The 20,248-nt window shown below is 61.7% G+C and carries 9 protein-coding genes; 3 read left to right on the top strand and 6 right to left on the bottom strand.

From position 1 onward, the window contains the following. Window positions 1-21 precede the first annotated feature (21 nt). The 4 genes from ACFY68_RS01480 to betI all read right to left on the bottom strand — a co-directional run bounded on the left by ACFY68_RS01480 (window position 22) and on the right by betI (window position 5,971). Window positions 22-1,764, bottom strand: a complete 1,743-nt coding sequence (locus ACFY68_RS01480; protein ID WP_346614124.1) for a potassium/proton antiporter — start codon at window positions 1,762-1,764, stop codon at window positions 22-24. A gap of 264 nt (window positions 1,765-2,028) precedes the next feature. Then, window positions 2,029-3,726, bottom strand: a complete 1,698-nt coding sequence (betA, locus tag ACFY68_RS01475; protein WP_346614123.1) for a choline dehydrogenase — start codon at window positions 3,724-3,726, stop codon at window positions 2,029-2,031. A 77-nt stretch (window positions 3,727-3,803) separates the two neighbouring features. Continuing rightward, window positions 3,804-5,276 carry a betaine-aldehyde dehydrogenase gene (gene betB / locus ACFY68_RS01470; protein WP_346614122.1) on the bottom strand — a complete coding sequence of 491 codons (1,473 nt, stop codon included), beginning with the start codon at window positions 5,274-5,276 and terminating at the stop codon, window positions 3,804-3,806. 38 nt (window positions 5,277-5,314) lie between these two features. Beyond that, a complete protein-coding gene (gene betI, locus ACFY68_RS01465) occupies window positions 5,315-5,971 on the bottom strand; it encodes a transcriptional regulator BetI (protein ID WP_387522749.1) in 657 nt (218 codons plus the stop codon). 479 nt (window positions 5,972-6,450) lie between these two features. Here betI and ACFY68_RS01460 point away from each other — a divergent pair, with 479 nt between their 5' ends. The 3 genes from ACFY68_RS01460 to ACFY68_RS01450 all read left to right on the top strand — a co-directional run bounded on the left by ACFY68_RS01460 (window position 6,451) and on the right by ACFY68_RS01450 (window position 18,076). Then, the gene (locus ACFY68_RS01460; protein ID WP_387522747.1) at window positions 6,451-8,454 is read left to right on the top strand and encodes a BCCT family transporter; all 2,004 of its coding nucleotides are present in this window, start codon (window positions 6,451-6,453) and stop codon (window positions 8,452-8,454) included. A 513-nt stretch (window positions 8,455-8,967) separates the two neighbouring features. Then, window positions 8,968-13,257, top strand: coding sequence for a dermonecrotic toxin domain-containing protein (locus ACFY68_RS01455; RefSeq protein WP_387523028.1), 4,290 nt, complete (start codon window positions 8,968-8,970; stop codon window positions 13,255-13,257). Window positions 13,258-13,408: 151 nt separating this feature from the next. Next, window positions 13,409-18,076 carry a hypothetical protein gene (locus ACFY68_RS01450; RefSeq protein WP_387522745.1) on the top strand — a complete coding sequence of 1,556 codons (4,668 nt, stop codon included), beginning with the start codon at window positions 13,409-13,411 and terminating at the stop codon, window positions 18,074-18,076. Window positions 18,077-18,106: 30 nt separating this feature from the next. Here ACFY68_RS01450 and ACFY68_RS01445 read toward each other — a convergent pair whose 3' ends face one another. Next, window positions 18,107-18,874, bottom strand: a complete 768-nt coding sequence (locus tag ACFY68_RS01445) for a divergent polysaccharide deacetylase family protein (RefSeq protein WP_387522743.1) — start codon at window positions 18,872-18,874, stop codon at window positions 18,107-18,109. Window positions 18,875-18,882: 8 nt separating this feature from the next. After that, entirely contained in the window at window positions 18,883-20,214 is a 1,332-nt protein-coding gene (locus tag ACFY68_RS01440; protein ID WP_387522741.1) for a S41 family peptidase, read from the bottom strand. Between the last annotated feature and the right edge of the window lie 34 nt (window positions 20,215-20,248).

The following is a 20,248-nucleotide window of genomic DNA, read 5'->3' as shown; positions in this document are numbered from 1 at the left end:
TGGATCAGGCGGTAACGGAGTTTAGAGGAACAATCCTGGTCCGGGTCGCGTTCCTTCGGGGAATCTGACGCCCACTTTCTGGATCTTGTTCCCGTCCATGGTCGCCACGGTCCAGATCGTGCCGTGCCATTCGACCTGGTCGCCTACTACTGGAGCGCCTCCGACCTTCTGTCGGATGAACTGCGCCAGCGGCATTTTTGCGTCCAGGCCGTCGAGTTTCAGGCCGTAAAGCGCAGCCACAGCACCCAGTTCAGCATCGCCTTCGAGCACGAAGTCGCCGAAGAAGCGCAGGTCCAAGCCGCGCTGCGGCGCCTGGCTGAACAGCTTGCCCAGTGCCGGCAGGTTGTGTTCGTGGCCGATTACGCAAAGCATGTCGCCCACCTCAAGCACGGTACTGCCCGAGGGGTGCAGCAACTGCTCGCCACGGAACAACGCAGCGATACGGGTGCCCTCGGGCATCTTCAGCTCGCGCAGGGCGGCGCCGATGCACCACTTTTCCGCACCCAGGCGGTAGACGAACAGCTCCCACTCGCTGGTGATGTGGACCTCAAGGGCAGAGCGCGAAATCGGCGCAGGGTCCGGCGGTACCGTGACCTTCAGCAGCTTGGCCATCCAGGGCAGGCTGGTGCCCTGCACCAGCAGCGAAACCAGCACGATGAAGAACGCAAGGTTGAAGAACAGCTGCGCGTCCGGCAGCCCGGCCATCAGTGGGAACACCGCCAGAATGATCGGTACCGCACCGCGCAGCCCTACCCAGGAAATGAAGCCTTTTTCGCGGCCGTGGAAGGCCTTGAACGGCAGCAGGGCGGCTACCACCGACAACGGTCGGGCAATCAGGATCATCCACAGCGCCAGGCCCAGCGCCGGCAGGGCGATGGGCAGCAAGTCGTGCGGGGTGACCAGCAGCCCCAGCACCAGGAACATGCCGATCTGTGCCAGCCAGGCCATGCCGTCGAGCATGTGCAGGATGCCGTGGCGGCTGCGGATCGGTTTGTTGCCCAGCACCAGGCCGCACAGGTAAACGGCGAGGAAGCCGCTGCCATGCAGGGCGTTGGTCAGCGAGAACACTACCAGGCCACCGGCGACCACCAGGATCGGGTACAGGCCGCCGGCCAGGTTGATCCGGTTGACCAGCTGCAGCATCAGCCAGCCTCCGCCCAGGCCGAGCAGGCCACCGATGCCGAATTCGCGCAGCAGGTGGGTCAGCAGGCTCCAGTGCAGGCCGGTCTGGCCGCTGGCGATCATGTCGATCAACGTGACCGTGAGGAATACAGCCATCGGGTCGTTGCTGCCCGATTCGATTTCCAGCGTGGCGGTCACCCTCTCGTTCAGGCCTTTGCCGCCGAGCAGCGAGAACACCGCCGCGGCGTCGGTGGAGCCAACGATCGCGCCGATCAGCAGGCCCTGGATCAGGCTGAGGTTGAACAACCAGGCGGCGACCAGGCCGGTGAGGGCGGTGGTGATCATCACCCCTACCGTGGCCAGCGAAAGGGCCGGCCACAAGGCCACGCGGAAGCTGGCCACCCGCGTGCGCAGGCCGCCGTCCAGCAGGATCACTGCCAGTGCCAGGTTGCCCACCAGATAGGCGGTCGGGTAGTTGTTGAAGATGATGCCGCCACCGTCCACGCCGGCGACCATGCCGACGGCCAGGATGATGACCAGGATCGGGATGCCCAGGCGCGACGACAGTGAACTGACCAGAATACTTGCGCCCACCAGCAATGCGCCGATCAAGAACAGGCTGTTGATGGTGCTTGCATCCAAAGGCAGGTACTCCGGGAAACGCGAGGAAGAAGACTCGATAGCTTGATGAACTAGCAGGTCGCGTGCCAATTGATTCTAACCTGATGAATTGGCAGCCTGTAAAGCGTTTCTGCAGATGTAGAAAAGGCACCGCGGTGGGTGCCTTTTCTTGTGTTGCGCTGCGGGCCCCATCGCCGGCAAGCCGGCTCCCACAGGATGATCACAGGCCAGAGGGCGGCGCTGTACCTGTGGGAGCCGGCTTGCCGGCGATGAGACCGGTGCTGATCAGCCCTGCTTCACTTCACGCATCGGCTTGCCCTTCACTGGCGCACCGTTGGCCACATAGTACTTGGCGGTGCTGCGCGGCAGTGGCTTGCGGCCACGGATCTTGTCCGAAATCTTCTCGGCGATCATGATCGTGGTGGCGTTGAGGTTGCCAGTGATGATGATCGGCATGATCGACGCGTCGACCACACGCAGGCCCTGCATACCGTGCACGCGGCCTTCGCCATCGACCACCGCCATGTCGTCGGTGCCCATCTTGCACGAGCAGGACGGGTGGAAGGCGGTTTCGGCGTGCTCGCGGATGAACTTGTCCAGCTGCTCGTCGGTTTGCACATCGGCGCCCGGGCTGATCTCGCGGCCACGGTAGGGGTCCAGCGCTGGCTGGGCCATGATTTCGCGGGTCAGGCGGATACCGTCACGGAATTCCTGCCAGTCCTGCTCGGTGGCCATGTAGTTGAACAGGATGCTCGGGTGCTGGCGCGGGTCCTTGGACTTGGCCTGGATGCGACCACGGCTTGGCGAACGCATCGAGCCCATGTGCGCCTGGAAGCCATGCTCCTTCACGCCATTGGAACCGTTGTAGTTGATCGCTACCGGCAGGAAGTGGTACTGGATGTTCGGCCACTCGAATTCAGGGCGGGTACGGATGAAACCACCGGCCTCGAACTGGTTGCTGGCGCCGATGCCGGTGCCGTTGAACAGCCACTCGGCACCAATGGCCGGCTGGTTCCACCACAGCAGCGACGGGTACAGCGACACCGGCTGGGTGCAGGCGTACTGCAGGTACAACTCGAGGTGGTCCTGCAGGTTCTCGCCGACGCCCGGCAGGTCGTGCACAACCGGGATGTCCAGGCTTTCCAGCAAGGCGCGCGGGCCCACGCCAGAGCGCTGCAGCAGTTGCGGCGAAGCGATGGCGCCGGAGCTGACGATCACTTCCTTGCGCGCGCGAGCTTCGACGCGCTCTTCGCTGTCGCCAACCAGGTAGGTCACGCCAACGGCGCGCTTGCCGTCGAACAGCACGCGGTCGCTCAGAGCGTGGGTGACGATGGTCAGGTTAGGGCGCTTCTTGGCCTGGTCCAGGTAACCGCGTGCGGTGCTGGAACGGCGACCGTTCTTGGTCACCGAACGGTCCATCGGGCCGAAACCTTCCTGCTGGTAGCCGTTCAGGTCTTCGGTGCGTGGGTAACCGGCCTGTACGCCGGCCTCGACCATGGCGTGGAACAGCGGGTTGTTGCCGGCCTTTGGCGTAGCAACGCTGACCGGGCCTTCACCGCCGTGGTAGTCGTTGGGGCCGATGTCACGGGTTTCCGCTTTGCGGAAGTACGGCAGGCAGTCCAGGTAGGTCCAGTCTTCCAGGCCTGGCAGTTCCGCCCAGCCGTCGAAGTCCATGGCGTTACCGCGGATGTAGCACATGCCGTTGATCAGCGAAGAGCCACCCAGGCCCTTGCCGCGGCCACATTCCATGCGGCGGCCGTCCATGTGCGGCTCTGGGTCGGTCTCGTAGGCCCAGTTGTAGCGGCGGCCCTGCAGCGGGAAGGCCAGTGCGGCTGGCATCTGGGTGCGGAAGTCGAAGCGGTAGTCGGGGCCACCGGCTTCGAGCAGCAGTACGGTGACGCTGGCGTCTTCGGTCAGGCGGGTGGCCAGGGTGTTACCGGCCGAGCCGGCACCGACGATGATGTAATCGAATTCTTGGGACATGTAAGTACCCTCGTTTGCGGTGTGATCAGGGAGCGGAAACGCCCGTGCGCAATGGCACGGGCGTGGCTAGACAGGGTTTAGAAAACCGAGTTGTAGCCGCCCAGCTCGACCTGGACCGACTTGATGCGAGTGTATTGAGCCAGCGAGCTGACGCCGTTTTCACGGCCCACGCCCGACTGCTTGTAACCACCAACCGGCATTTCGGCCGGCGATTCACCCCAGGCGTTGATCCAGCAGATGCCGGCTTCAAGCTTGTGGATGATGCGGTGGGCGCGGGTGATGTCGTTGGTGCACACGCCAGCGGCCAGGCCGTAATCGGTGTCGTTGGCGCGGCGGATGACTTCTTCTTCGGTCTCGTAGCTCAGGATGCTCATCACTGGGCCGAAGATCTCTTCCTTGACGATGGTCATGTCGTCGGTGCAGTCGGTGAACACGGTCGGGGCCACGAAGGCGCCCTTGGCCAGATCACCTTCGGTCAGACGCTCGCCACCGCACAGTACACGGGCACCTTCTTCCTTACCCTTGGCGATGTAGCCCAGCACGCTTTCCATGTGCTGGAAGCTGACCAGCGGGCCGAAGTTGGTGTTTTCGTCTTCAGGGTTGCCAATACGGATGCGTGCAACGCGCTCGGCGATCTTGGCTTCGAAGGCGGCTTTCATCTCGGCAGGGATGAACACGCGGGTGCCGTTGGTGCAGACCTGGCCGGAGCTGTAGAAGTTGGCCATCATGGCGATGTCGGCGGCCTTGTCCAGGTCGGCGTCGGCGCAGATGATCAGTGGCGACTTGCCGCCCAGTTCCATGGTGACTTCCTTGAGCGAGGAGCTCGAGGCGCTGGCCATGACTTTCTTGCCGGTGGTGGTGCCGCCGGTGAAGGAGACTTTCTCGATGCGCGGGTGCTCGGTCAGCCAGGTGCCGACTTCGCGGCCGCTGCCGGTCAGCACGTTGAACACGCCGTCCGGCAGGCCGGCTTCGGTGTAGATCTCGGCCAGTTTCAGGGTGGTCAGCGAGGTGACTTCCGAAGGCTTGAAGATCATCGCGTTGCCGGCAGCCAGGGCGGGGGCGGATTTCCACAGGGCGATCTGGATCGGGTAGTTCCAGGCGCCGATACCGACGGTCACACCCAGCGGCTCGCGGCGGGTGTAGACGAAGGAGCTTTCACGCAGCGGGATCTGCTCGCCCTCGATGGCCGGTACCAGGCCTGCGTAGTACTCCAGCACGTCGGCGCCGGTGACGATGTCGACGTAGCGGGTTTCCGAGTACGACTTGCCGGTGTCCAGGGTTTCCAGCTGGGCCAGTTCGTCGTTGCGCTCGCGCAGGATGTCGACGGCACGGCGCAGGATGCGCGAACGCTGCATGGCGGTCATCGCGGCCCAGATTTTCTGGCCGCGCTCGGCGCTTTCGACGGCTTTTTCGACGTCGGCCTGAGTGGCGCGCTGCACATGGGCGAGGACTTCGCCGGTGGCCGGGTTGATGGCTTCGAAGGTGGCGTCGGTGCCAGCGTCGACATAACCGCCATCAATGTAGAGTTTTTGCGTTCCGAAACGGGCCATAGTGTCCTCGCAAGTGCAGTGTGTGGTTGGCTTGCGCGTCACGCTCCTGCCGTGTTGGCAAGGGCCGTGCGCGCTTGTTCAGCGGCCTGGTCCGATATGTCCAGGGTGTGCTGTTTAGCCAGTTGTAAATCCATGTATTCGTATGCAATCCGTATCGCCTGGTCGGTGTCGAATGCATCTCCCGACAGGGCGCCACGCAGCCACAAGCCGTCGATTAGGGCCGCCAGGCCGCGGGCGGCCTTGCGCGCATGGTATAGCGGCAGGACGCGGCGGAACTGGCAGCACAGGTTGGAGTAAAGGCGGTGATCGTTGATCCGCTGCAACCTGTGCAAATCGGGCTGGTGCATGCTGGAAGCCCAGAAGGCCAACCAGGTTTTCATTGCCGGGCCGTTCACCTGGCTGGCATCGAAGTTACCTTCGATGATCACCTTCAGGTGGGCGCGCGGGCTGTCGTCCGTCAGGGCCTGGCGACGTGCTCTAACGCCTTCGTTGAGCATGTTCATGATGTAACCCATCGTCGCTGCGATCAGGCCGTTCTTGTCCCGAAAGTAGTGACTGATGATGCCGTTCGACACGCCGGCCAAACGGGCAATGAGCGCAATGCTGGCATCTCCCAGCCCCACCTGATCGACCGCTAGCAGAGTGGCTTCGATCAATTGTTGGCGGCGGATGGGTTGCATACCGACCTTGGGCATCTTGCATTCTCCTCAGGCCTGACAAGCAGACGACAAGCGGCTGACTCGGCGAAGGCCAGTCTATTTTGTTTTGATTGAACGTTCAATCAATAAAGAATAAGCTCTGCGACAATTTGTGCCATTGACAGTTTTTCAGGCTGCTTCGAGCGCACGGATTGACACCCCAGGAAATCGCGTAACCCCCGGAATACAAGGCGTTGACGGGCATGAGCGATGCGAAATGCAGATTCTGCCGAACGGTCATCGACCTGCGGCAGGCCCTTGGAGCGGGCGGGGTGCTCTGTGACGAATGCGCGCACCACGGTGTTGGGCGCGGCATTTATTGCAGACCACCTGTCTGTTTTTTTGCAACGTATCGATTCGGGATCACGGTTTCCAGGGTGCTTTTATAACACCTGATGCAGTGGGGGTATTCCACCAATTGCTCGGGAAAAGACTGATTAGCCTCCATAAGCCGTACTGCCCGGAGCATTCGTGCAATGAGTTCTGCCTCCCTAACCAAACCCCCCGCCGAGAGGGTACGGGTCAATCGCGTGGTGTTCTTCACCTCCGCGCTGATGATCCTCGTTCTGACTGCCTTGCTGATCGCTGTGCCCGATACTGCCGGCCAAGTGCTGGGCGTAGCCCAGAAGTGGCTGACGCGCACCTTCGGCTGGTACTACATGCTGGTGATCTGCGGTTACCTGCTGTTTGTCGTTTTCCTGGCGTTCTCCGATTACGGCAAGCTCAAGCTTGGCGGCAAGGACGACCAGCCCGACTTCAGCTACGGGGCCTGGGCGGGCATGTTGTTCTCCTCTGGTATCGGTATCTCGCTGCTGTACTTCGGCGCCTCCGAGCCGCTGGACCACTACTTCAACCCACCTGAAGGCACGCCCGCCAGCCTCGAGGCCGCGCGCCAGGGCCTGCAGCTGACCTTCCTGCACTGGGGCCTGCACGGCTGGGCGATCTACGCCCTGGTCGGCCTGGCCGTGGGTTACTTCGCCTACCGCCACAATCAGCCGCTGGCACTGCGCTCGGCGCTGTATCCGCTGGTGGGGGAGCGTTGGGTCAAGGGTGCTGCCGGCAACGCGGTGGACATCTTCGGGATGTTCGTCACCCTGCTGGGCCTGGTAACCAACCTGGGTATCGGTTCGATGCAGGTGTCTTCGGGCCTGGAGTACCTGTTCGGCATGGACCACAGCAAAACCAACCTGCTGGTGGTGATCCTGGTCATGGCCGGTGTGGCGACGGTGGCTGCGGTGTCGGGCGTGGAGAACGGCATTCGCCGCCTGTCCAACTTGAACATCATGCTGTTCAGCGGCCTGCTGATCTTTGTGCTGCTGGGCGGCGAAACCCTGCACTTGCTCAACGGCCTGGTGCAGAACGTCGGCGACTACCTCAATGGCATCGTGCTGAAGACCTTCGACCTGTACGTCTACGAAGGCGAAGCCGGCAAGTCCGAGCGCTGGCTCGGCCTGTGGACCGTGTTCTACTGGGCCTGGTGGATTTCCTGGGGCCCGTTCGTTGGTATGTTCATCGCGCGTATCTCCAAGGGCCGCACCGTGCGTCAGCTGGTCATGGGCGTGCTGCTGATCCCGCTGGGCTTCACCCTGGCCTGGCTGTCGATCTTCGGCAACACCGCACTGGACCTGGTGATCAACCAGGGCGCCGTGGAGCTGGGCAAGACCGCCCTCGAACAGCCGTCGATGTCGATCTACCAACTGCTTGAATACTTCCCGGCCGCCAAGATCGTGATCGGTGTGGCGGTGTTCGTCGGCTTCGTGCTGTTCCTTACCCCGGCCGACTCGGGCGCGGTGATGATGGCCAACCTGTCGTGCAAAGGCGGCAAGGTGGACGAAGACGCGCCGCACTGGATGGTCGTGTTCTGGTCGGTGATCATCACCCTGGTTACCATCGGCCTGCTGTTCGCCGGTAACTTCGAAGCCATGCAGACCATGGTGGTACTGGCCGGCCTGCCGTTCTCGGTGGTGCTGGTGTTGTTCATGTTCGGCTTGTACAAGGCCATGAAGCAGGATGTGGCAGTCGAGCAGGAGCGCGCCGAGCTGGCCGCCCGTGGCCGCCGCGGCTTCAGCGAGCGCCTGAGCCAACTGGACCTGCAGCCGACCCAGGCCGTGGTGCAGCGCTTCATGGACAAGCACGTCAGCCCGGCGTTGAAAGAAGCCGCTGCACAGCTGCAGGCCTTGGGCTTCGAGGTGGAAACCCGCTTTGGCCAGTCACGCAACCTGATGGGCTTGCGGGTGATGATGGAGGAGGGCAACCCTTTCGTCTACGAAGTAAGCCTTGACGGCTACATGGCCGCGCCTAACGAGGCGCCGGTCGACGGTGAGCCTGAACTGCGCCAGCGCTTCTACCGCGCCGAGGTCTACCTGCACGACGGCAGTCAGGAGTACGACCTGATGGGCTTTGCCCCGGAGCAGATCGTGCGTGATGTGCTCGACCAGTTCGAGAGCCATCGCCAGGTGCTTGGCCGCGTCTATAGCTGACGGCCGCGTAGGCCGCTGCACTGCCAGGTGCGGCGGCCTGCCAGCAGCAATATGTAGCACCGCTTTGGGTAACATCTCCAGGACGCTTGGTGGTTCATTCCACTACGAGTCCTGGCCATGCCCGCCCCTCACGCGCACAACCTCAACCACGCAGTCGCCGCCCAGTTCGCCAGCCGCCCCACGCTTCGCCAGGTCGCAGGCGAACAGGTCATGAAGGTGATTCTGGAGCACTTTCCTCTGGTCGGCGTGCATCGCCCTGAAATGACTTCGGCTGCACCGCTGTACCTGATGTCCTTTAACCCGGATAGCTCTTGGAACTCCGAGCCGTTGGTGGACGTTGTCTTGCGAACCATGCTTGAGGCTAAACCCCTGGACCTCACCCCAGCGGGTGACTACCGCCTTAGCCTCAACCCGCCGCAGCGTTTTTACGCCATCGACTCGAGCTTCGAAACTGCTGAAGGCGATGTGGTCGAGCCCTCCCGCTTGACCGACGCACTTAACGCGTTGCTGCCGATGCTGCCCGGGCACTTCCAGCAAGCGCAGATCGACTATTGGAACGGCGACGGCACGGTCGATCGCGGTCTTTGGCTGCAGCAAGTGTTGCGCGCCAGCCTGCTCGATGGCCTGAAAGACGAGGCACTGGACGACGAACAACGCAAGCTTCTGCGTGACCTTCTGATGGGCTACCGCGCCGGGCTCGATGTGCAGTTGGTACGGGTAGCGTTACGTGAGGCGGACGAAACTTACTATGAGTTGTTGCCCGGCTTACTGATCACGGCATCCAGTGAAGTTCGCGAACTTACGCTTTGGTGCTCTCCCGAAGGCCTGGTCCGCAGTTTCGATTCCCAGCCTGCGTTCGGCGTGGCGTTGCAAATGTGGATGGCTGGCCGGTATCGGTTCGATGAGTTGAGTTGGCAAGGCTTGGCCGCCGACGGCGACGCTTTCGCCCTGTACAGCGCCTCATTGCTGGAAATCCTGCTCGAGCGTGTGGCCCACTTGCGCTGGAGTGCGGTCGACAGCGTCGACCAGCTGGAGCATTACTGCCACTCGGCCTGCGACCCCGCGGCGTTTTTCGCTGAACGCAGTGATTCTGGCTCCGATGGGCCGGCCTTGGCGTTTCCCAAGGGAGTGTTGCGCGCCGACACGGACAGCCAGACCGCCTACCTTCAAGCCATGCTCGACATGTCGCTACTGCAACAGCGCAGCTCAGGCCAAGACATCAACCATGATCTGCCCGATTTGCACACCTATGCGGCGGCACGCCTGCGCAAGGAGATGCTGGATGACCATCCGGATGACGCCAATTACTTTCCCGATGACCTCATCCTTACTGTCGAAACCTTCGTCAACGATGGTCATGGCCTGGGTTTTGGCCAGAAGATCGGCGACAAGCAATTGACCCTGACGCAGCTTGCGATCGGCCGCCTGGATGCCACTGCAGGTGGGGTGGTGACACACATTGCTCACCGTGAAAACCAGCTGATCATGGACTGGATGAATATCGACTACATCCGTGAGCTGGTGCAGCGGGTCGATATCGGCCGCAGTTATCCACGTCATTTACATGCAATTCTCGATCGCTCGGCGAACCGCGCCGAACACATCTCGGCATTCGCCATACGCTGGCGTACCACCCTGATGTTCGATGCCGCGCGGGCTAGGGCAGTCATGCGCCTAGACAAGTTCGCCTACGGCGCCCTGGCCGACTTCTGCCGTAGCAGCCAGGAGGGCGCAGCAGCTGTGCGGATCGCGCCCCTGGCATTCAAACGCTCGCCGACGTCAGCAAGCATCGACGTGGCTCATGGTTTCTATGTGATCGAAATCATCGAAACGGGTGTGCATCTGTTGTATTGCCCGTTGTACACCGACAAGGCGTTGATCCAATTGCGCGACGCTCAGGCCCTGTTGGATGCGATCGGCACCCCGGGGCCGTTGCAGGACAGCGTACTGCTCTGGATAGAGCATTCTCAGCGCGCTGTCTACGAGAATGGCGGTTTCAGAGAACCGCACCTGCCCCAATGGCTGTTCGACCCTTACACGTTCCCGGAGAAACCGCAGCCTGTTCAGTTGGCGCTGCAATTCTGGGCGCAAGACGTGGATCGGCACATGTTCGAAGCCAAGGGCCGGATGTTGCTGGAGCTGTCGGATCGCAGCTCCATGAGCAACAGCGAGGTGCGCTGGCGGCTGGTCACGGCGTTTTCGTGGGAGCTGCTGAATGTTGTGTTTCCGGTGTTGCCAGGGCCGCTCACCTCGGTTGCCTGGCTTTACATCGGCATGCGCAGTTTGATCAACGATGTGCATGGACTGGCCAGCCCGCATCTGGATGAGCGAATCCAGGCGATGGTCGATGTGCTGAACAACACGTTGCTAGCTCTGATACACCTGCAAACGCCGGCGCTGGCAGTAGCGCCGGTTTCCAGAGACCTGCCGCCATTGCTGCTCGAGGGCCCACCTGCTGGAAATGGGATAGAGCTGGCGAGCCTTTCCACGGCGACGAAGGAGGCCAGCGCCTCGGTTGACAGCCAGCAGTTCATGGCCAATACCCACCTCGATTTTTCCTGGCATGGGGCTGGTGGGTTCAGTGGCCTCTCAAGCGAGCAGCGCAGTCGTATGCGAACGTTGGTGGCCCCTGTTTCGCTGGAAGGGCACAAACCCCAGGAGCTGGGCGTGGCCGCTGGGCTGGTACGGGTCGAGGATGATCTCTATGTGACTCTGGGTGGCGATGTTTACCGAGTCAGCTTTGAAAACGCAGGGGCTCGCATCATTGGCCCGGACGGGACGCTTGGGCCATACCTGATGCGCGACGGCGATATCTGGCACCTCAATAACTCGCGTTTGTACGGCGGAAGTGGTCGCTCCCGCGAGTTGGCTCGCGAGCGTTTGCGTCAGAAGCTTAGCGGGCCGATCGCCGCGGCTCAGGCTGGGGTCGAGCGGCATATCACGGCTGCGGAGGCCGCCATGGAGAAATTCACCGCCTTGAGCGAGCAGATTATCGGTTTGCGTAAGTCCTTGACAAAAGTCGAGGATCGCTTGCAAAAGGAGCCGCCAACCGACCCAGGCGAACGTGCGCAATTCCAGCAGGCCACCGAGTTGTTCGAGCGCAAGTTCCAGGAGTTGCACGAGCAGAGGAATGAGCTGCGCACCCAGCGCCTGGCGTTGAACGAAAAACTGTTCCTGGATTATCTCGAGGCCGAACGCAACATCATCTACGTGCTTGACAAGTCGAACGTCTCGACTCCGAGCGACAGCGTGAGAGATCAACGGAAACTCTTGGCCCAGGTCCGTACGAACCTGATCGGCTATGGCATGTACTTCATCGATGAGCTCCTGACCTTGGGTGGTTTCAGGGAATATGACCGGCTCACCCAAACGCTCAATGTCGCGCCGCCAGAGCAACAGGCCGAGTTGTATGCCAGGTACCGGGCGATGTTGGAGAAGATGCTTGAAGAGCAGCCCCGGATCATCAAAACCTCCAGCCAGCTGGATCGTCTTTTGGCTGTAACCGATATCGACATGCAAGTGCCTTACTCCAGGGCCATCTTTAGCGTTTCGGGCATTATCGACAGTCGCAAGACGACCACGATCAACATCCGGTTTTTCCAGGCCATGGGCTTGGTCGAGCTGGCCCTGCAGTGGCGTAAAGGCGCATCCACGCAGCACTACATGATCTTTCGTGATGCGCTCGCCGGTCATCGTCTGCGGGTGGCCGCGCATACGCATCATCTGCTGATGTTCTGTGACTTGCCTGTCGCAGAACGTATCGAGGTGCTGCAAAGCGCGTGGGACGAGTACCTCGCGGCGATTCTCAACGCGGAACGGATCAAGACACTCGGCAGCAAGCTGATCGATGTCCAGCGCCTTGAGGCCTACAAGCAACAGATGGTGGAACTGAAAACCCTAGCCGGTGAGGCGCTGGTCGACGCCATGCGTGAGCAGGCGGATGGTCAGGCCCATGGCGCTCGTCGTGCGGTCTACCCGCAAAGGAGCCTGCAGGTCGCGCACACCCGGGCTGGGCAGATAGTCATTGGCAGCGAAGCGGTGGTCGACGGGCAGCCTGTTTTGGAAGTCGCAGGAACGTTCAGCAAGCGTGTGCTGCATCGCTTCCATAAGCAGGACGACGCCTGGGTTGAAGAGGTAGCCACGGGCGAACCGGAGCCGCAGTCTAGGGCTTCGACGCCGGACTCCGAGAGGAATAACCGTGAACTGGCCGAAGCCATACTGGCACAGAACGAGAACGTCATTGCCCAGGCCAGAGACCTGGTCGCCAAGGATGCTGACGATATAGGCCTGTTATCGATGCTGGGCGGCCAGATCAACGAAGTGGTCGAGCTGCGTGAAAAGCTCAGCGATGCCGACGCAGAGCAAGCGCTGCTGGCGCGTATGGACGATGCATTGATTCAACTGCGTCAGGCCCGCCGCGACTGCTTGGTAGAGCTGTACACCAAGACGCGCTATCCAGGTTCCAGGGGTTTGAATTTTCTCCATCAGCAGGGCTTGCTCGACGTGGAATATGTCGGCCCTCGGCAGGTGGTCTCCGATGGCTATCTGGACGAGTACCGGATCAGCCTGCTGCGTGCTCCCGGCGAGCTTCGGGGTAAACCCTTGTGGGCCGCGCATTTCCATTTCTCCGACTCGCAGGCGGCGCCGACGGCGTTCGGCAAAGGCCACCTCAAGCTATGGAGCCAGCGCAAGATGGGGTATCGCGAGCAGATGAAGGCGGCGAGCGAGGGGCAGGTCTTGAGCATCTACCGGGGTAACCTGACCTACGCACAGGCCAAGGATGTGATTCCGTTCAACCTCTGAACACATGGCCGAATGGCTTGGTGGCTGCGCCGAGCTAAGCGCCGGTCGACGTTGGACCTGAACTGCGCCAGCGCTTGATCAAGCAATATGTAGTGCGGGTGTCGGGCATTCTTGCCGCAGCCTACCGTTTTTCACGGTGGAGGCACCCCGTATGACCCGTCCTCAGGTTCCAACCTTCGATTTCAGGCAGGTGGTTGCCAGGCAGTTCGACGATCGCCCGACGCTGCGGCAGGTCGCCAGTCAACAGCTGCTGCGCTTGTTGCTCTCAGAACTGCCCTGGCTGGCCGATGTCACTCCCGCCCTGACAACGGCGGACCCACTGATCCTGGACAGCCCGGACCCCTCCGGCGCTTACTGGACCACCGGCTCATTGGTGGACCGGGTGCTGGCCGCCTTGCTCGATTCGAAGCCGCTTAGCCTCGAGCCATTTGATGATGATCGCCATTACAACCTCGGCCTGACCGAAGACTATCGTTTTCCTGGCTCGGATAGTGAGTTCGATACCCGCCGGTTGTCAGGCTTGTCGCCTGCGCTGATCGAATTGGTGCAGCAACTTCCTCAGTATTTCTGCGAGGCTCAGCTCGAATACTGGAGAGCCAATGACAAAGGTGGTGTCCGACGTGACAGCTGGCTGCAGTTGCTGTTGAGGATCGCGTTACTGCGCGGCCTTCCGCTGCAAGGCCTGGACGCACAGGAGCAGGCGTGTATCCGTGGCGTGTTGTACGGCGGTGACGACCAGCCAGCGGTGTATTTTGTCCAGACTCAGCTCATCAGTGCCTCGCTGCAGCATGATCAGGTGCAGTCCCTGATGCTGGTTTGCGGCGAATGGGACGAGCGCGAGGTAACGCTTTGGTGCGCGCCTTCGGGTGCGGTGCGCAGCTTCGACTCGTTGGCCGCGTTTGGCCTGGCACTGCGTGACGAACTGGCGCAGGACTATGCGTTCGAGCAGATGCGCTGGCAACGCTATCCAGCCGAAGGCAACGTATTTGCCCAGCAGGTTTCGGTCTTGCTCGACGCGCTGCTTGGTCGGGTTGAGCGAGCCCGCTATCTGGCCATCGAGGATGTTCCGGCCCTGGAGCGTCGTTTTGCCCAGCTCAGTGACCCTTCGTCCTGGTTCGAGGTTTACCAGGATGACACGCCTGCAGTAGTGCCGCCTCCAGGGTTGCGTGCCAGTGCTCCCCAGGACAGCTTTGCCTGCAGCGCCGCCTTGCTGCAGATCGCGCTGCATCAGCTCGGCTCGGGCGGCGTGGGGGCGTTGGAGGGTATCCAATCGTTGACCGACTACGCTCGTCAGGAGCTGGAGAAGCAAATCTGGGATGACCATAAGGTTCACAGCTCGCCGGACGATCTGATGTTCGACCTTTATCGTGCTCGTGGGGTGCCGGGAGGTTCGGCAACGGGCACGGGCGGTGGGGAACCGTTGGAGCCCGCAGGGAGCATGTCGCTTACCCAGTTCGCCATCGGTAACCTCGCTTCCCTCAAAGGAGCCAGCATCGGGCGAATCTACCCGCGCGCCGAGGGGGATGAGCCGAAATGGGTGGATGCGCCGAAATGGCTCGATGTTGACGTCGCCAGGGCCCTCGTCAACAAGGTGGATATCGGTCGTCATTACCCAGCCTACGTCGCCGCCCAGTTGGACGACCCGGCCATGCGCGCGGAGCGGGTCAGGCGATTGGGTGGCGAATGGCGTGCTGCGCTGCTCGCCAGTGCTATCTCTGCCAAGCTTGGGGGAAAGATCAGAGAGGTCGGGTTGCAATGTGTGGTCGATTTCTGCGCCGGGCACATCGACCCGATAACGCCGCGAATGGTATTGATCCCGTTGGCGTTCAAGCGCAGCGCAACGTCGGCGAACATGGACAAGGTGCTGGGCATGTACCTACTGTACTGCGCAGAACCTTCGCTGGTATTGCTCTACCGTCCGCTGTTCGCCCGTGACACGCTACGTCAATACACCAACCTGGCGGATTTGCTCGGTCATGTGCGCGAGTCGAAGCTGCTGCAGGACAGTATTCTCGACTGGATGGCGCCGAACGTCAGGCCGATATATGACCATGGGGGGTTCAGTGAGCCTCATACCACCTCCATAGGAATCGACCCCTATATCATTCCCGAGCGTCCAGCGCCCGCCCAACTGGCAGTCACCTACTGGACCAGCGACATTGACGAGCAGCTCTACAATGCGAACCGTGACCTTCTGCTCAGGCTTGCCGACAAGCAGACCGTATCCAACGCCGAGAACCGCTGGCAAACCCTGTGTGAGGGCGCATGGCTGTTATTCAATGTGGTGACATTAGCGATCCGTGGGCCGGTGGCCTCCGTAGCGTGGTTGGTGCAGTTGCTGGCCTCCCTGCAGCACGACCTGGATGCCCTTGAGCGCGGGGATGAGTTTGACCGAACAGCCGCAGTTGCCGACCTTGTGCTCAACCTGGGTATGGCGTTACTGCATGGCAGGCAACCGCCACGGGACATTCCCATCCATGAACTGCCCGGCGCAGCAGCCGTTGAAGGCCCCGAGCCGCAGCGTGGAGCCTATGCCGAGCTAACCATCGTCCCGGTCGAGGAAGCGGCAGCCGGCGGGGGCCTTCGTGGGGGATGGATCGATTTTTCCTGGCGTGGCCAAAGTGGGTTCAACTGGTTACCGCCTGCGCAGCGGCAAGCACTTCGGGCAATGCGTTCAGAGGTGTCGCTCGATGGCATGGTACCGTTGAGTAGCCCAGAAACAGCAGGCTTGTACCGTATCGACGACGCGTTATACGTCAGCTTGGCCGGGGATACCTACCGCGTGCAGCAATTACCTGAGGGGGTGCGGGTGATCGACGGCCATGGGGCAGTGGGGCCTTGGCTGAGCTCTGCCGATGGCGACTGGCGGCTGGATTCCTCACTTCGCCTGGACGGCGGCATGCCCCGGAACTCCGCCCAGGCTAGGCTGGCAAAGCGATTCGAAGAGTTACATCAGAAGGTCAACCAGCTGGACCAGGAGGTTGAACGCGCGAGACAGCAATTCGGGCTGATGGCCAAGAAGTCCGTGGAGTCGAAGAAAACGCTGCAAATGCTGGAGGACCTCAGGAACAGGGCAGCCGCAAAGCTTGCTGGCCTCCCGGAGGGGGATGAACGTGAGCAGTTAGGCAAACTGCTGCAGCAATACGATGAACGTATAACCAAGTTAGAGCAGGATGCCTCCCTGCACAGAGACCAGTCGATAAAGCAGCTGGAAGCCGCTGTCAGCGCCGAAACGGCAATACTCCCGATATTCGCAAGCATGAATGAACCCAAGTATGCCAGCGAGCGGCAGAAAGGCGGCTGGGGCGAAACGCTTCGGCGGCACGAGACGACCGTTCGCGAGGGGATTATCCGCAATAGCGATTTCATCGTCCATGAACTCTGGGACCTTGTGGATGTGCCCCGGCTATCCGAGATGCAGCAGGCGCTGGATGGGAAGCCAATCGGTCAAGTTTCCGACTTGTATCAGGCGTTCCGCCTCAAGCTGCAGGCCGCTGTCGACCTGCAGGATCGCTTGCTTGCGGGCTATGAGAGTCTCGATCAAATCCTCGCTGACACACCCGACGACTTCGAAATTACCGGAGCCCCAGAAGAACCTGCGCGGACGGTTGCGCAGCTTATAGCCCAGCGCACCATCAATACGGTTCATCTGCGCTTCCATCAGGTACTGAACCTGGTCGACCTTGCCTTGCACCTTGACAATGAAGCCGGGCGATACATCCTCGCCGGCTACAGGGATGAACTGGCGGGCCTTAGCCTGCGCAACGCGGCTGAAGCTCACGGCGAACTGGATTTTGCCAACCTGCCGGCGCAGGACAGGATTGTCATCCTGCAGGAAGCCTGGGATGAGTACAGTGCTGCAATACTCAACAGCGACCGCATTCGCAAGGAGGGCGGGAGGTTGATCGAGCCGGCGATGCTCGACCGGTACCGGGAGCATGTCGGCAAGCTCAAGCTGGATGCTGGCCGCCGTCTGGTCGAGGCGGTTCGCGAGCAGGATGAGCCCCGAGCGACCAGCAGCCGTTCGCCGTATCCTTTGTCCAGCATGCCCCAACGGCTGGTGCGTAATGCTCAGGGGCAGTTGCAGATCGGCACCGAAGTGGAAGTGGAGGGGCAACGCCTGCTTGAAGTGCGTGAGGGAATCAGCGGAGCGGTGCTTGCAACCTTTGAACATGTTGAAGGAGAGTGGCGTCAGCGTGAGGTAAAACGGCCTTCGTTGACTGATGAAGCGCCCCCAGGCGATTTGGCCATGTGGGTGCAATCATTGCTGGATGAAACCAGTACGGTGCGGACGAAGGCCAAATCGTATGTCGAGCACGATATCAAAGGGACCTTGCTCGTTCAGTTATTCGACCTTCATCTGGCCAAACTGGAACAGGCGGCGACTACCGTACGCGACGCGGGTGGTAAAGACTCACTGCTCAGGGCCCTGGAGCGGGATGCGGATGCGTTGCGCGGTGAGAAAAAGCTGCAGCTCATCACCCTCTACACCGACACCAACTACCCATCCGCCGAAGCCCTGCGTTACTTGCACGATGAAGGCTTGATCACCGTCGAATATGGCGAACGCCGTACCATGCAGGATGGGGGTGCCTTTGATGAGTATCGTGTGCTGCGCCTGCCGAGCAGGCGTAACCTCTGGGCAGCACATTTTCATTTCCAGTCGCAGAGCGATCATGGTGAAAATTTTGTAGCCGGCCACCTTAAAACCTGGAGCCAGCGTCGTATGAGCAGCCGCCTCGCAGCAATGGCGGGGCAACGGATTCACCGTGGGAAGCTGACGTTGGAGCAAGCCAGAGGGATTATTCCCTTCAGTTGACCTGGACGATACGAGGCGCGAACTTCGTGCTCAGCGGTTGCTGTAGCGGCCGTGCTTGCCATGTGCAGGCATGGCCTGGTTGCTCCGCTCGGCGATCATCTGATTCAGGCCGATCAGGGTAATGCCCTGGCTCTTCAGGCCTGGCAGTTCGCGCTCCAGCACCTCGAGCGTTTGTGGGTAAGGGTGCCCGATCAACACCACCGAGCCTTGCTTGCTGGCCAGGGCAATACCTTGATGAAGTTGCCTGGTAATCGCCTCGGTGGTACGCACATCGTCGAGAAACACATCCCGCGAGACATGTGCCAAGCCTTGTGCCTGCGCTTGGGCAGCTGCCACCGTGGCCGCACTGGTACGGCTGTCGACAAAGAACAGATGGCGCTGCTGCAGCTCGCCCATCAGCCAGGCCATAGGCTGGCGTTGGGCGGTCATGCGGCTGCCCATGTGGTTGTTGATGCCGGCGGCGTAGGGCACCTTGGCCAGCGCAGCGTCGAGCCGCCTGGCCAGCTCCGTCAGCGGAACCTCCGGGTGCCAGGCATAAGGGCCGGTGGCCGGGTCCATGGGCATGTGCAGGATCACCGTCTTGCCGGCCTTGTGCGCCTGGCGCGCGAAAGTAGTGGCGTGCGGCGTGTCGGGCATGACCGCCATCGTCACCGGGCCGGGCAAGGCGAGGGTGCGGTTGTCACGCTCGCTGCTCTGGCCCAGGTCGTCGATGATGATGCTCATGTAGGCCTTGTTGGCCGGCGCCGCTTGGGCAGCACCGGCCAACAGGCAGGCCAGCAGGCACAGCAGATAACGCATGGGGTGCGTCATTTGCCCGAGGTGATGTTCAAGCCCTTGAGCAGGCTCAGGGCCTGGCTCAGCTGGAAGTCATCGTCCTGTGGGCGTTCCTTGCGCTTGCTGCTGCCGGTCGGCCGGTCGGCGCCGCCGTTGCCGTTGCCCAAGTGGCCCTGCAGGTCGGCTTCCTTGAAGTTGTCGGTGTCGATCTCGGCCGTGAGTTTGGCCGGGCGCACTTCGATGTCCGGCACGATGCCCTGGGCCTGGATCGAGCGGCCGTTGGGGGTGTAATACAACGCGGTGGTGAGCTTCAGGGCGCGGTCGTTGGCCAGCGGCAGCACGGTCTGCACCGAGCCTTTGCCGAAGCTGTCGGTACCCATCAGCACGGCGCGTTTCTGGTCCTGCAGGGCGCCGGCGACGATTTCCGAAGCCGAAGCACTGCCACCGTTGATCAGCACCACCAGTGGCACGCCTTCGCTGGCATCGGCCGGGTCGGCGGAGAAGCGCAGCTCGGAGTTGGCGATGCGACCTTTGGTGTAGACGATCAGCCCCTTGGTCAGGAAGTGGTCGGCCACTTCCACCGCCGACTGCAGCACGCCGCCGGGGTTGTTGCGCAGGTCCAGGACCACGCCGCGCATTTTTTTGCCGTTGTCCTTGCGCAGCTTGGCCAGCGCCTTGCCCACTTCTTCGCCGGTCTTGACCTGGAACTGGGTGATGCGGATGTAGCCGTAGTCGTTTTCCAGCAGCTGGCTCTTCACGCTCTTGACCTGGATTACCGCGCGGGCAAGGGTCACGTCGAACGGGTTGCCGCCGTCGCGCACCAAGGTCAGGGTGATTTTTTCGCCGATCTTGCCGCGCATCTTGTCCACGGCTTCGGTCATGGTCTGGCCACGGGTAGGGGCGCCGTTGATCTTCACGATCAGGTCGCCTGCCTGCACGCCGGCACGCGAGGCCGGGGTGTCGTCGATGGGCGAGACCACCTTGATGAAGCCGTCTTCCTGGCCCACTTCGATGCCCAGGCCGCCGAATTCGCCGCTGGTGCTTTCCTGCAGCTCCTGGAAGTCCTCGGGGCCAAGGTAGGCCGAGTGTGGGTCCAGATTGCTGAGCATGCCTTTGATGGCGTTTTCGAGCAGGGTCTTGTCGTCAACCGGTTCGACATAGGCCGCCTTGATGCGGTCCATCACCTCGGCGAAGGTGCGCAGCTCTTCGAGCGGCAGTGGCGCCTTGGCGGTCACCTCGGTGGCCGGCACCGCGGCTGGCTTGGCGGCCTTGGCGGGCGCCGGTTCGGCAGCGATGGCCAAGGGCGCGCCGACCGCCAGGGCGATGGTCAGGGCCAGCTGGGTGAGACGAGGCGAGTGCAGCATGTCGAACGAACTCCTGATCCTGTAGGCGCTCCCG

The sequence above is a fragment of the Pseudomonas sp. NPDC012596 genome (genome assembly GCF_042902325.1).
GTDB lineage: Bacteria > Pseudomonadota > Gammaproteobacteria > Pseudomonadales > Pseudomonadaceae > Aquipseudomonas.
Note: the sequence above shows the minus strand (reverse complement) of the source record. Positions and strands in the feature narration are given on the sequence as shown.